A 13,480-nucleotide genomic window follows, 5' to 3' on the forward strand; every position below is an offset into this window, starting at 1 on the left:
GCGCACATGGACTTCGGACTCGTCCTGCAGACCGACCCGCCGGCCTCGCGGGTCATCAGCCTGATGCAGCGCGCCGAGCGCAACGGCTTCACCTACGGCTGGACCTTCGACTCCGCCGTGCTGTGGCAGGAGCCGTTCGTGATCTACAGTCAGATCCTGGCCAACACCAGCAAGTTGACGGTCGGCCCGATGGTCACCAACCCCGGCACCCGCACCTGGGAGGTCACCGCCTCCACCTTCGCCACCCTGAACGACATGTTCGGCAACCGCACGGTCTGCGGTATCGGCCGCGGCGACTCCGCCATGCGCGTCGCCGGCCGCACCCCGAACACCCTGGCCCGGATCAGCGAGGCCATGAAGGTCATCAGGGCCCTCGGCTCCGGCCAGGAGGCCGACCTCGGCGGCACGGTCATCAAGTTCCCCTGGGCCAAGGAGGACGCCCAACTCCCCGTCTGGATGGCCGCGTACGGCCCCAAGGCGCTGAAGATGACCGGCGAGGAGGCCGACGGCTTCATCCTCCAGCTCTCGGACCTCTACCTCACCGAGTACATGGTGAAGGCGGTCAAGGACGCGGCCGTCGCCGCCGGCCGCGACCCCTCCGAGGTCAAAATCTGCGTCGCCGCCCCGGCCTACGTCACCGAGGACGACTCGCCCGAGGCGCTCGCCCACGCCCGCGACCAGTGCCGCTGGTTCGGCGGCATGGTCGGCAACCACGTCGCCGACCTCGTCTCCAAGTACGGCGCGCACTCCGCCGCCGTACCCGAGGAACTCACGGACTACATCAAGGCCCGTGAGGGGTACGACTATTCGCACCACGGCCGGGCCGACAACCCCGACACGGCCTTCGTCCCCGACGAGATCGTCGACCGCTTCTGCGTCATCGGCTCGGCCGAGAAGCAGATCGAGAAGCTCAACGCCCTGCGTGAGCTGGGTGTCGACCAGTTCGCCGTCTACGACATGCACGACGCGCAGGAAGCGACGATCGACGCCTACGGGGCGAAGATCATCCCGGCGGTCAACGCCTAGCCTGCACAACCCCGTTGGTCTCCCCCTTCCCGCCGTCCCGGGAAGGGGGTCAAGGGCGCTCCCCACGCGCACCCCCCGCCTCGCCCGCACGGCCTCTCCCGTCCCACCTCATCCGATTGGCCTGCCCATGACCGACACCGCTCCCACGGCCATAGAGCCGACCGCTCAAGTCACCCTCGCCGACGGGCGGGTGGAGATCGCCCCCGGATCTCCGCAGCCCAGCGGGCCGTACGCCAACGACGACCTGCTGCCGGTTCCCGTCGCGAAGCGCACCTGGACCACGTACAACTTCTCCGCGCTGTGGGTCGGCATGGCCCACAACACGGCCTCCTGGACCCTGGCCTCCGGGCTCATCGCCGTCGGCATGGACTGGAAGCAGGCGGTGTTCACCATCGCCCTGGCCAACCTGATCGTGCTGGTGCCGATGCTGCTCACCGGGCACGCGGGACCGAAGTACGGCATCCCCTTCCCGGTCTTCGCGCGCGCCTCCTTCGGTGTGCGCGGCGCCAACCTCCCCGCTGTCGTACGGGCGTTGGTGGCCTGCGGCTGGTTCGGCATCCAGACCTGGATCGGCGGTGAGGCGATCTACTTCCTCGCCGGCAAGCTGATCGGGGACAGCTGGGCCAACGCCTCGCACATCGGCGGGTACGCCTGGACGATGTGGCTGTCGTTCGCGCTGTTCTGGGTGCTCCAGGTCGCCATCATCTACCGGGGCATGGAGACGATCCGCCGCTTCGAGAACTGGGCGGCGCCCTTCGTGCTCGTCGGCGCGTTCGTGATGCTGTGGTGGATGAGCAGCAAGGCCGGCGGCCTCGGCCCGCTCTTCGACCAGCCGTCCACGCTGGGCTGGGGCGGCGACTTCTGGAAGCTGTTCTGGCCCTCGCTCATGGGCATGATCGGCTTCTGGTCCACGCTGTCGCTGAACATCCCGGACTTCACCCGCTACGGCAAGAGCCAGAAGGCCCAGACCTGGGGCCAGGCCCTCGGCCTGCCGACCACCATGACCCTGTTCGCGTTCCTGTCGGTGCTGGTCACCTCCGGTTCGCAGGCCGTCTACGGCAAGGCGATCTGGGACCCGGTGCAGCTGGCCGCCAAGACGGACAACGTGGTCGGGCTGCTCTACGCGCTGGTGACCGTCCTGGTGGCGACCCTGTCCGTGAACATCGCGGCCAACCTGGTCTCGCCCGCCTTCGACTTCTCCAACATCGCGCCCCGCAAGATCAGTTTCCGCACCGGCGCCCTGATCACCAGCGTCCTCGGCGTACTGATCTTCCCGTGGAAGCTGTACTCCGACCCGCAGGGCTACATCTTCACCTGGCTCGGCCTGGTGGGCGGTCTGCTCGGCACGGTGGCCGGCATCCTCATCGCCGACTACTGGATCCTGCGCCGCGGCAAGCTCGACCTCACCGACCTGTACAGGGCGGGCGGCCGTTACTGGTACGACGGCGGCTGGAACTGGCGGGCCGTGGTCGCCTTCCTGGTGGGCGGTGTGCTCGCCGTCGGCGGCGCGGACTTCCACCCGCTGGTCGACGGCCGCCCCATCCCGGCCCTGTCCTCCCTCGCCGACTACGGCTGGGCGGTGGGCCTGGGCACGTCGATGGTCCTCTACGTGGCACTGACACTGCTGACCCGCAAGGGTTCGGCACCGAAGGAGCCGACGCCCGCGGAGGCGTAGCGCGCACCGGTGGGGGGTGGCAGGCCCTAGCTGGCCTTGCCGCCCTCCAGCGCGGTCACGGCCTCCTTCGCGGCCTTGATCGCGCCCTTGTTGATGACGTCCGTGCTCGGCGCCTTCTTGTTCTCGAAGTCGCTGCCGTTGTACGTGATGGTCACCAGCGCGTTGCCCGCGCGGACGACGACCGTGCCCTCACGCGTCTGCTGCTTGTCCTCCGTGGTGAGGTTCACGATGGAGTAGGCCGCGTCACCGAGCCCGGGGACCACCCCGCCGCCGCTCTTCTCCGTGGTCGTCTCGGTGTACGACTTCTTCGCCGCCGCGTCCGACTCCGTGATCTCGTACGACACGTCGAGCCACCGGTAGTCGTACCCCTTGAGCGCGTTCCACGAGCAGGTGCGGCGCACCTTCGTGTCCGTCGACGGGATCTCCTTGCCGGCCGTCTTCGCGCCCGGCACCAGGGACTTGAGCGTCGCCGCCGTCACACTTCCGCACGGGGCGGGGGACGTGGAGTACGCCTTGGCGACGGGCGCCGTCGACGGGGCCGAGGTCCCGGTCGAGGCGCCGGAGTCGGGCGTCGACTTGTGGTCGGCGGTCGTCTTCGCGGCGAACGGGCCGGACGTCAGGGCCCAGCCCATCGCGGCGAGCACGACGACCGGCGACAGTCGCGCGGTCAGAGCGAGCGGCAGAGGAAGAGAACGCAAGTCGCACTTCTCGTGGGGGAAGGGTGCGGAGCGGGTCCGCACTGCGGACGGGGACGCCAGTGTCACATGACTCCCTGTGAGGCGGAAGTATGAACTCGCTCCGTACCTGTGCGGTGACAGCCCCCGACCGCGAACGCGCCCTGTGTCCCCTTATGTCCACCGGTCAGGCGCGCGCGGCCGGCACGCGCATCGTCGTCTCGATCCGCTCGACGGCCGCGAAGGCCCCGTACACGAGCAGCCGCACGAGACGCGCGTCACTGTCCGACGGCCCCCGCCAGGCGGCCACGTCCTCCGCCGTGATCCGGTACGGCGCGAGCGCCGCCAGCACCGCCAGGCGTGCGGCCGGCCGCTCCCGCCGGTTCGGGAAGCCGCGCAGCACGACCGGCGGATGCGATCCGTCCCAGGCCCACAGCGTCTCCCGTACGAGGGTCAGGTCGTCCCCGTCGAGCAGGTCCGCGCCCGCGAGCGCGGCCGTCCGCAGCGCGTCGTAGGCCGGGCCCACCGGGGTTCGGGCCGCCCAGTCCGGGCCGGGGCCCGGCGCGTCGAGCAGGGGCAGCGCCGCTCCCGGTACGGCGGCGCGGCGCACCGCGCGGGCCACGCTGCGGCCGGCCAGGCTGCGGACGGCCCGGAACCGCTGGGCGTTGCCCGGCAGCAGCCGCTCGGTCAGCAGGGCCGACACGACACGGTTGATGAAGTGGAAGGCCAGCGCGGTCCCCAGGTAGGCGGGCGCCTGCTCACGGGGGAAGGGATACGGCGCCAGGGCCGCGCCGGGGACCCGGGTGCGGCGGCCCCAGTCGAGCACGCGCGCGTGCACCTCGTGCTCCGGGGTGCCGCCGCGCGCCAGGTGCTCGGCGAGGGCGTGGTCGCCGGTGGCGTGCAGCAGGACGGTGTGGGCGTCCGCGCAGAACGGGCACTTGTTGGCGAGCGAGACCCCCAGGGCGGCCAGCTCCTTGCCGGTACGGCTGCCGGCGCCCGCGATCAGCGACTCCCGCATCAACGCCCAGGCGGGCGCGAGGAGTTCGGGCGCGGACGACAGGACCACGAAGGTCGGGGGCCGTTCGATGCCGAAGTCGGCGGCGATCTGCTCGAAGACCTCGGCGGTCCGCCCGGTGGCGGACTTCGGCGACGGGGGCGTGGTGTGACGGAAAGGTGTGGGCATGACGGCAGCGTGCGCCGCCCGGATGCCCCGGGTCGTCGTACGCCCGGAGGGAGTTGACGCTGCGTCGGCCGGGTGGCGCGGGCCCGGACAGTACTGCGTGGGGAGTAGTCCAGGAGTTGTCCACAGGGCTGACGCCCGTGTCGGCGCGGCGGTCTACTGTGCGGTCATGAGCGGGTACCCGGTCGACGCGACCCCACGCAGGCGCCTCGCCGACGCTTCCCTCGCGGTCGTGATCGGCGCCCTCGTCATGACCGTCGCCGCCTTCGACGCGGACACGACCCCCGTCGACTACGCGTTGACGGCCCTGGCCTCGGCGGCCCTGGCGTACTACCAGACGGCTCCGCGCGCGGTCCTCGCCGTGGCCACGGCGGGGCAGACGGCCTACGTCCTGCACGCCCACCCCGGGCCGGTCGCCGGTCTGCCCGTGCTCGCCGCCATGCACACGGCGGCCCGCGCGGGACACCGGGGATGGGCGGCCGGAGCGGGCGGCCTGTTCCTGGTGGCGTACTTCGCGACCGGGCCGACGACCCAGCAGGTGGTCGAGCGGACCGCGCTCATCGCCGGCTGGTTCCTGTGCGCGGTGGTCACCGGCCTCGCCGACCGCAACTGGCAGGCGTATCTGCGGCAGACCGAACAACGCGCCCTGGAGGCCGAACGCACCAGAGAAGAGGTCGCGTTGCGCCGCGCGGGCGAGGAACGCCTGCGCATAGCGCGGGAGTTGCACGACTCCCTCACCCACAGCATCTCGATCGTCAAGCTCCAGGCTGGCGTTGCCGTCCACCTCGCCCGCAAGCGCGGCGAGGAGGTGCCGCCGGCGCTGCTCGCCATCCAGGAGGCGGGCGGCGAGGCGATGCGCGAACTGCGGGCCACCCTGGAGATCCTGCGCACCACCGAGGAGCCCACCGGCACCCCCGAACTGCTCGTGGAGCGGGCCTGCGCGGCCGGACTCGCCGTCGAACTCGCGGTGACGGGCGAGGAGCGTCCCCTCGCGGCGACGGTCGACCGCGCGGTGTACCGCATCGTCCAGGAGGCCCTGACCAACGTGGCCCGGCACGCGGGCCCAGCCAAGGTCAGCGTCCGACTCGACTACGGAGACGCCGACCTGACGATCCGGGTGGAGGACGACGGGACGGCCGACCCCGGCCGCCCGCCGAGACCCGGCATCGGACTCACCGGCATGCGCGAGCGCGTCACCGCCCTGGGCGGCACCCTGCACACCGCCCCGCGCGCGGAGGGCGGCTTCGCGGTCCGGGCCGAACTGCCGCTGGGGGAGGGCGCGGGATGATCCGGGTCGCGGTCGTGGACGACCAGGCGCTGATGCGCGCGGGCTTCCGCGCCCTCCTCGACGCCGAGGACGGCATCGAGGTGGTGGGCGAGGCCGCCGACGGCGAAGCGGGCGTGGCCCTCGTCCGCGCCCGACTCCCCGACATCGCGCTGATCGACGTGCAGATGCCGGTGATGACGGGCATCGAGGCGACCCGCCGCATCGCCGCCGACCCCGCCCTCGCCGCGGTCCGGGTCGTCATCCTCACCAACTACGGCCTGGACGAATACGTCTTCGAGGCACTGCGGGCCGGTGCCAGCGGCTTCCTGCTGAAGGACACCGACCCGGCGGACCTGCTCCAGGCGATCGGGATCGTCGCCGGCGGCGAGGCCCTGCTCTCGCCGTCGATCACCCGCACCCTCATCGGCGAGTTCGTCTCCCGGCCCCCCGACCGCGCCACCGCCACCGGCCTCGAACACCTCACCCGCCGCGAACGCGAGGTCACCGCGCTGGCCGCGCGCGGCCTCACCAACGAGGAGATCGCCGCCCACATGGTCATCAGCCCGTTCACGGCCAAGACCCACATCAGCCGGGCCATGACCAAACTCGGCGCCCGTGACCGGGCCCAACTCGTCGTGTTCGCCTACGAGTCGGGCCTGGTGACGGCCCGCGCACCACAACCCCGCCGCTCGGCGCCCGGCCGCGAGGCGGAGCCGCCCCCGGCCGGCCGGACGTCCTCCCGAGTGCGATGAGCGGGGCCCGCGCGGGCCACACACTTCTCTTCGCTCCCGCGAAGCAGCGAGCTGATGTGTGCACGCCTTCGGTCGATAGTCTGCTGCCCGATCAGGACGACCACGTGCGCGACCACCGAGGTGAGACATGTCCTTCACCACCCGCCCCACCCTCCAGGGCACCTTCGGCATGGTGTCCTCCACCCACTGGCTGGCCTCGCAGTCGGCGATGGCCGTCCTGGAGAACGGCGGCAACGCCTACGACGCCGCCGTCGCCGGGGCCTTCGTCCTGCACGTCGTCGAGCCGCACCTCAACGGCCCGGCCGGTGAGGTGCCCGTCCTGCTCGCCCCGGCCGACGGCGAGGTACGGGTGCTGTGCGGACAGGGCGTCGCGCCCGCCGGAGCCACGATCGACCACTACAGGGGACTCGGTCTGGAGCTCGTACCCGGCACCGGCCCCCTCGCGGCGGCCGTCCCCGGCGCCTTCGACGCCTGGATGCTGCTGCTGCGCGACCACGGCACGAAGTCCCTGGCCGACGTCCTGAAGTACGCCATCGGGTACGCCGACGACGGGCACGCGTGCGTGGAGAACGTCGGCGCGACCGTCGAGGCCGTACGGGAACTCTTCGAGACGGAGTGGACCTCGTCGGCGGACGTGTACCTGCCCGGCGGGCGGGCGCCCCGCCCCGGAGAGCTGTTCCGCAACCCCGCCCTCGCCGCCACCTGGAAGCGGCTCCTCGCCGAGGTCTCCGGCGCGGGCGACCGGGAGGCGCAGATCGAGGCGGCACGAGAGGTGTGGCGGTCCGGCTTCATCGCCGAGGCGCTGGTACGGCAGTCCGGGCGGCCCACCATGGACACCAGCGGCGAGCACCACACCGGCACGCTCACGGCCGCCGACCTGGCCTCCTGGTCCGCGTCCTACGAGCCCCCGGCGACCTACGACTGGAACGGCTGGACGCTCTGCAAGGCCGGCCCCTGGAGCCAGGGCCCGGCCTTCCTCCAGCAACTCGCGCTCCTCCCGGCGGAGTTGCCCGCCCCCGGGTCCGCCGACCACGTCCACCTCCTGATCGAGGGCTGCAAGCTCGCGATGGCCGACCGCGAGGCCTGGTACGGGGACGCGGGCGAGGACCCCGTACCGCTGGCGGACCTGCTGTCGGCGGACTACAACGCGGCACGGCGGAAGCTGATCGGGGACAGGGCCTCGCACGAGCTGCGGCCCGGCGGCCCCGGCGGGCGGGTGCCACGGCTGAGCGGGCACGCGCGCGTGGTGGCGCCCGCCGAGTCCGGCTTCGACCCGCTGGGGGCGGGGGAGCCCACCGCGCGGGTCACGCCGGACGGCGGCACCCGGGGCGACACCTGCCACCTCGACGTCGTCGACCGCTGGGGCAACATGATCGCGGCCACACCCAGCGGCGGCTGGCTCCAGTCCAACCCGGTGGTGCCCGAGCTGGGTTTCCCGCTGGGCACCCGCCTCCAGATGGCCTGGCTCGACCCCGGGCTGCCCAACTCCCTTGCCCCGGGCCGCCGTCCGCGCACCACGCTCACCCCGTCGCTCGCGCTGCGCGACGGCGTGCCGGTGCTGGCCTTCGGCACGCCCGGCGGGGACCAGCAGGACCAGTGGCAGCTGCACTTCTTCCTCGCGGTCGCCACACGCGCGAAGGCCCGCGGCGGGCTCGACCTCCAGGGCGCGATCGACGCCCCGAACTGGCACAACGACAGCTTCCCCGGCTCCTTCTACCCGCGCGGCATGCGACCGGGCAGCGTGACCGTCGAATCCCGCATGGACGCGACGGTGGTGGACGAACTACGCCGCCGCGGCCACGACGTGACCGTGGGGCCCGCCTGGTCGGAGGGACGGCTGTGCGCGGTCGCCCGGGACCCGGCGACCGGGATCCTCTCGGCGGCGGCGAACCCACGGGGCATGCAGGGCTACGCCGTCGGACGGTGACACGGACCCCGCCTCGGACCGCGTTGACGAACCCGGGTGTTCATGGTGATTCCACCCGGAGTGCACCGGACGGGTGGGGATTGTCAGTGGCCCGTGCTCTCATGGAGGCATGATCGAAGACACCGAAACCATCGACGAGTTTCTCGTACAGCACACGGCCGACGTCGAGCACGCGATCCGCAAGGCGGCGGCGGCCGAGATCATGCCCCGCTTCCGGCAGCTCGCCGCGCACGAGATAGACCAGAAGAGCGGCCCGCACGACCTCGTCACGGACGCCGACCGCAACGCGGAGCGCCACCTCACCCAGGTGCTCGGCGCCCTCCTGCCCGGCTCCGTCGTGGTCGGCGAGGAAGCGGTGCACGCCGACCCGGAGACCTACGAGGCGCTCCAGGGCGACGCCCCGGTCTGGATCGTCGACCCGGTCGACGGCACCCGCCAGTTCGTGCGCGGCGAGACCGGCTTCTGCACCCTGGTCGCGCTCGCCCGGCACGGCGAACTGCTCGCGTCCTGGACCTACGCCCCCGCCCTCGACCAGCTGGCCACCGCGGTCAAGGGCGGCGGCGCCTTCCTCGACGGCGTCCGGCTGCGCTCGGGCTCCCCGGACCCCGCCCGGGACCTGGAAGTGGCCACCTCCCACCCCGACTACACGACGGACGCCCAGAAGCGCTCCCTGCTCGGGCTGTGGGCGGACGGGGTGCGCACGCGCCCGTGCGGCTCGGCCGGACTGGAGTATCTCGCCATCGCCAGAGGCGAGTTGGACGCCACCGCCTTCAGCTGGGAGGCGGCCTGGGACCACGCGGCGGGCCTGCTGCTCGTCGAGGAGGCGGGCGGCGCCCACCTCACGCTCACCGGAGAGCCGTTCCGAATCACGGGAGGCAACGCGCTGCCGTTCACGGCGGCCCGGGACGCGGCGACGGCCCGGCGGGTGCGCGAGCTGCTGAGCGGGTCATAGGGGTCGCAGGGTCACGGGTTTCGCACACTGGACGGGCTGGCCCGGGGGTGGTCGGTGCCGCGGCATATCCTGACCCCGAGTTTGCCATCGGCTGACGAAGGGGTCCGAAGGTGCCGTCGATGCTCGATGCGGTCGTGGTGGGTGCGGGGCCGAACGGACTGACGGCCGCCGTGGAGCTGGCCCGGCGCGGCTTCTCCGTGGCCGTGTTCGAGGCACGGGACACCGTGGGCGGCGGCTCCCGCACCGAGGAGCTCACCCTCCCCGGCTTCCGGCACGACCCCTGCGCGGCGGCGCACCCGCTCGGCGTCAACTCACCCGCGTTCCGCGCCCTGCCGCTGGAGCGCTACGGCCTGGAGTGGCTGCACGCCGAACTGCCCATGGCGCATCCCTTCACGGACGGCAGCGCGGCCGTGCTGTCCCGTTCGGTCGCGGAGACGGCCGACTCCTTCGGGCCGCGTGACGCGGGGACGTACCGCAGGCTGGTCGAGCCCTTCCTCCCCAAGTGGGACACCCTGGTACGCGACTTCATGTCCCTGCCGCTGACCTCGCTGCCCCGCGATCCGGTCACCCTCGCCCGCTTCGGCCTGGCCGGACTGCCCCCGTCGACCTGGCTGACCGCCCGCTTCCGGGACGAGCGCGCCAAGACCCTGTTCGCCGGACTGGTCGGCCATGTCATGGCCCCGCTGGGCGGCTTCGCCACCGGCGCGATCGGCCTGGTCTTCGCCCTCGCGGCACACGCGCGCGGCTGGCCGCTGGCCCGCGGCGGCTCCCAATCCATCTCCGACGCCCTGGCCGCCTACCTGAAGGACCTCGGCGGCGAGATCCACACCGACTACGAGGTCAAGCGCCTCGACGACCTCCCCCCGGCCCGCGCCTACGTCTTCGACACCTCGCCCACCGCCCTGGCCAGGATCGCGGGCTTCGGCAACCACTACGACAGCTACCGTTACGGCCCCGGCGTCTTCAAGATCGACTACGCGCTGGACGGCCCGGTGCCCTGGACCGCCGAGGAGGCGCGCACCGCCGGCACCGTGCAGATCGGCGCCGACAGCGCGGAGATCGGCAACGCCCTGCGCGCCGCGTCCCGGGAGAACCGCGCCCCCGAGCGGCCGTTCATGATCACCGTGCAGCCCGGCGTCGTCGACCCCACCCGGGCCCCGGCCGGCAAGCAGGTCTTCTGGGCCTACGGCCATGTCCCCAGCGGCTGGACCGGCGATCTCACGGACGCCCTGGAGCGCCAACTGGAGCGCTTCGCCCCGGGGTTCCGCGACCGCGTGCTCGCCCGCGCGACCGCGGGCCCGCCCCAACTCGCCGCGCGCAACGCCAACTACGTCGGCGGCGACATCGGCACCGGCGCGGTCTCCGGACTCCAGATCCTGCTGCGCCCCAGACTCTCCCTCTCCCCGTACCGCACCCCGCACCCGGCGGTCTTCATCTGCTCCTCGGCCACCCCGCCCGGCCCCGGCGTGCACGGCATGTCGGGCCACAACGCGGCGAAGGCCGTCTGGCGCCGGCTGAGGCAGTCCTGACCACCGTCCGCGGATCGTGAGGCCGTCATGACCACCATCAGGTTCGTCCGGGGCGACATCACCCGGCAGCGCGCCGACGCGATCGTCAACGCGGCCAACTCCTCGCTCCTGGGCGGCGGGGGAGTGGACGGCGCGATCCACCGCCGGGGCGGCCCCGCCATCCTGGAGGCCTGCCGCAGACTCCGCGCTTCGCACTATGGCAAGGGCCTGCGTACGGGCCAGGCGGTAGCGACCACCGCCGGCGAACTGGACGCCCGTTGGGTGATCCACACGGTCGGCCCCGTCCACTCCCGCGAGGAGGACCGCTCGGACCAACTCGCCTCCTGCTACCGGGAGTCGCTGCGCGTGGCCGACGAACTCGGCGCCCGCACGGTCGCGTTCCCCGCCGTCTCCGCCGGGATCTACGGCTGGCCGATGGACGACGCGGCCCGCATCGCCGTGGAGACGGTGCGGGCCGCGCGGACGTCGGTCGAGGAGGTCACGTTCGTGCTCTTCGACGAGCGGGCGTACGAGGCGTTCGCCGCGCGGTCGGGCTGACACGGCGAACGCCCCGCGGATCAGCCGACGATCCGGTGCGTCGTCCAGAACGAGGTCAGGTCCGTGGTCGTCGCGGCCTGGGCCGCCGCCTTGAACTCGGCCGTGGTCGAGACGCCGTACCAGTGCGAAGTGGCGTAGTCCTTCAGGAGTTTGGCCATCACCGTGTCACCCAGGGTGCGGCGCAGATCGTGCAGGGCGCACTTGCCGTAGCCGTAGACGACGGTGGAGTAGCGGGACGAGTGGGCGTCCCAGTAGGCCATCGAGTTGGTGATGTTCTCCGCCGAGGACGCCCAGGAGACGTTGTTCCAGCAGTTGGTGCCGGTCAGGCCCTGGGCCAGGTCGGTGGCGTAGTCGGTGAACGCCTCGTCCAGCCAGGGGCTGTTGTACTCGTCGTCGCCGACGATGCCGTAGAACCACTGGTGGCCGATCTCGTGGGTGAGGGCCGTGGTGCTGACCAGGTCGAGGACGAAGCCGGGGTACTCCATGCCGCCGAACCAGAAGTTGTTGTCGATGACGGCGTCCAACTCGCCGTACGGGTAGGCGCCGAAGCGTCCCGCGTGGGCGTCGACCGCCGACTTGGCGGTGGTCAGCATCGACTGGGCGTTGGCCGAACTGATGCCCGTCACCGAGTAGATGTTGATCGCGGTGCCCGCCGTCGACGTACCCGAGATCTTGCTGAACGGGCCCGCCGCCCAGGCGAAGTCGCGGACCTTGGACGCGGTGGCCGTGGTCACCGTACGGCCGCTGGTGCCGGGAGTGTCGACCGAGGTGCCGGTGGCCGGGACCAGCAGGGTGCTCGGGTGGTCCAGGGTCACCTTGAAGTCGGCGGCCAGGGAGTAGAAGGACTCGCCGTTGTTCGTGTAGGGGTCGAGGTGCCAGCCGGAGCCGTCCTTGACCGCGAGGACCGGCAGCGCGTTGCCGATCATGCTGAACGCGCCGTCGTAGCCGAACCGGTCGGCGCCGCTCGGGACGGTGATGCCGAGGTCGAAGCCGATCGTGGTGGACTGACCCTGCGCGAGCGGGGTCGGCAGCGCGATCTGGAGGGCCGTGCAGGCCACCGAGAGCGCGCCCGCGGTGCCGCCGGTGACATTGGTGACCGTGATCGGCGGGGCCGAGCAGGTGCCGTGGTAGTTGTCCCACAGCCGCAGGTACACCTCGGTGAGCGGGGTGGCCGAGGCGTTGGTGAAGGTCGTGCTCTCGTGCCCGGTCCACACCGTGCCGGCGGTGTTGCTGCTGAGACTCACGGTGTACGCCGGGGCGGCCGGCGTGCGCGTCGAGTCGGCCGGCGGGGCCGTGTCGCCCGAGGTGCTGAGGGCGATGTCGTCCACGACGAAGCTGGTCTGGAGGCTGGAGTCCTCCACGCCGGAGAAGGCGAGGCTCACGGTCTGGCCCGCGAACGACGACACGTCGAAGGACTTCTGGACGTAGCCGGTGGCCTTGTTCAGGTTCGAGTAGGTCGCCAGCGTCGTGCTGCCGATCTTCGCCGTGAGCTTGTCGTAGGCGGTGGACGAGGTCGTCTCGGCGGTGTCGATGTGCAGCCAGAAGGTGAGGGTGGCGCTGCTGCACCCGGACGGGATCGTCACGCTCTGGGAGAGCGTGTCGGTGTGGGTGGAGCCGGTGCCGTCCAGCCAGGCGAAGCTGGTGCCGCCGTGGGCGCTCTGGCCGGTGCGGCTGGTGATGACGGTCGTCGAGGACTGGGTCCAGGACGAAGTGCCGCTCTCGAAGCCGCCGTTGGCGACCACCTGCGCCGGAGTGCAGGCGGCGGCCACGGGAGCCGCGGCCGGTGCCGCGGCGGCCGGGGTGACGGGCAGCGAGAGGGCGGCCAGCGCGGCGACGGCGAAGACGCCGGCGGCGAGGGCCTTGTGGGGGGTCGATCTCACACGGAACTCCTTCTGCGGGCGGCCGGGATCCCGGCCTGCTCGGTGGCCGCCCGCTCGGCAGGGGTACGCCGGAGGGCGGCC

The 13,480-nt window shown here is 72.2% G+C and carries 11 protein-coding genes; 8 read left to right on the plus strand and 3 right to left on the minus strand.

Going from position 1 to position 13,480, the window contains the following annotated elements; translation table 11 throughout:
- Positions 1-6 precede the first annotated feature (6 nt).
- Together ACIQPR_RS15210 and ACIQPR_RS15215 are read left to right on the plus strand one after the other, a co-directional pair.
- Complete coding sequence (locus ACIQPR_RS15210; RefSeq protein ID WP_403647426.1) at positions 7-1,026, plus strand: TIGR03842 family LLM class F420-dependent oxidoreductase; 1,020 nt, start codon at positions 7-9, stop codon at positions 1,024-1,026.
- A gap of 127 nt (positions 1,027-1,153) precedes the next feature.
- Positions 1,154-2,701: an NCS1 family nucleobase:cation symporter-1 gene (locus ACIQPR_RS15215; protein WP_403647429.1), complete on the plus strand. Its 1,548-nt coding sequence runs from the start codon at positions 1,154-1,156 to the stop codon at positions 2,699-2,701.
- Positions 2,702-2,727: 26 nt separating this feature from the next.
- Here the strand turns inward: ACIQPR_RS15215 and ACIQPR_RS15220 are convergent, their stop codons facing one another.
- Both ACIQPR_RS15220 and ACIQPR_RS15225 read right to left on the minus strand, forming a co-directional pair.
- A complete protein-coding gene (locus ACIQPR_RS15220) occupies positions 2,728-3,399 on the minus strand; it encodes a hypothetical protein (protein ID WP_403647432.1) in 672 nt (223 codons plus the stop codon).
- A 163-nt stretch (positions 3,400-3,562) separates the two neighbouring features.
- Positions 3,563-4,558, minus strand: a complete 996-nt coding sequence (locus tag ACIQPR_RS15225; protein ID WP_403647435.1) for a carboxymuconolactone decarboxylase family protein — start codon at positions 4,556-4,558, stop codon at positions 3,563-3,565.
- Between the two features lie 166 nt (positions 4,559-4,724).
- Between ACIQPR_RS15225 and ACIQPR_RS15230 the strand changes: the two genes are divergently transcribed.
- The 6 genes from ACIQPR_RS15230 (at position 4,725) to ACIQPR_RS15255 (ending at position 11,519) form a co-directional block, all read left to right on the plus strand.
- Positions 4,725-5,843 (plus strand): sensor histidine kinase, encoded by a 1,119-nt coding sequence (locus tag ACIQPR_RS15230; protein WP_403647438.1) that lies wholly within the window; start codon positions 4,725-4,727, stop codon positions 5,841-5,843.
- A complete protein-coding gene (locus ACIQPR_RS15235; protein WP_403647441.1) occupies positions 5,840-6,574 on the plus strand; it encodes a response regulator in 735 nt (244 codons plus the stop codon). Before ACIQPR_RS15230 ends, ACIQPR_RS15235 begins: the two co-directional genes overlap by 4 nt.
- A gap of 127 nt (positions 6,575-6,701) precedes the next feature.
- Complete coding sequence (locus ACIQPR_RS15240; RefSeq protein WP_403647443.1) at positions 6,702-8,501, plus strand: gamma-glutamyltransferase family protein; 1,800 nt, start codon at positions 6,702-6,704, stop codon at positions 8,499-8,501.
- Positions 8,502-8,610: 109 nt separating this feature from the next.
- A complete protein-coding gene (locus tag ACIQPR_RS15245) occupies positions 8,611-9,453 on the plus strand; it encodes an inositol monophosphatase family protein (protein WP_403647446.1) in 843 nt (280 codons plus the stop codon).
- Between the two features lie 119 nt (positions 9,454-9,572).
- Positions 9,573-10,982, plus strand: a complete 1,410-nt coding sequence (locus ACIQPR_RS15250; RefSeq protein ID WP_403647449.1) for a phytoene desaturase family protein — start codon at positions 9,573-9,575, stop codon at positions 10,980-10,982.
- A gap of 27 nt (positions 10,983-11,009) precedes the next feature.
- Positions 11,010-11,519 carry an O-acetyl-ADP-ribose deacetylase gene (locus ACIQPR_RS15255; RefSeq protein WP_403647452.1) on the plus strand — a complete coding sequence of 170 codons (510 nt, stop codon included), beginning with the start codon at positions 11,010-11,012 and terminating at the stop codon, positions 11,517-11,519.
- Between the two features lie 20 nt (positions 11,520-11,539).
- Here ACIQPR_RS15255 and ACIQPR_RS15260 read toward each other — a convergent pair whose 3' ends face one another.
- The gene (locus ACIQPR_RS15260; protein WP_403647455.1) at positions 11,540-13,399 is read right to left on the minus strand and encodes a M1 family aminopeptidase; all 1,860 of its coding nucleotides are present in this window, start codon (positions 13,397-13,399) and stop codon (positions 11,540-11,542) included.
- Positions 13,400-13,480: the final 81 nt, after the last annotated feature.

It is taken from the genome of Streptomyces sp. NPDC091280, from assembly GCF_044768565.1.
GTDB lineage: Bacteria > Actinomycetota > Actinomycetes > Streptomycetales > Streptomycetaceae > Streptomyces.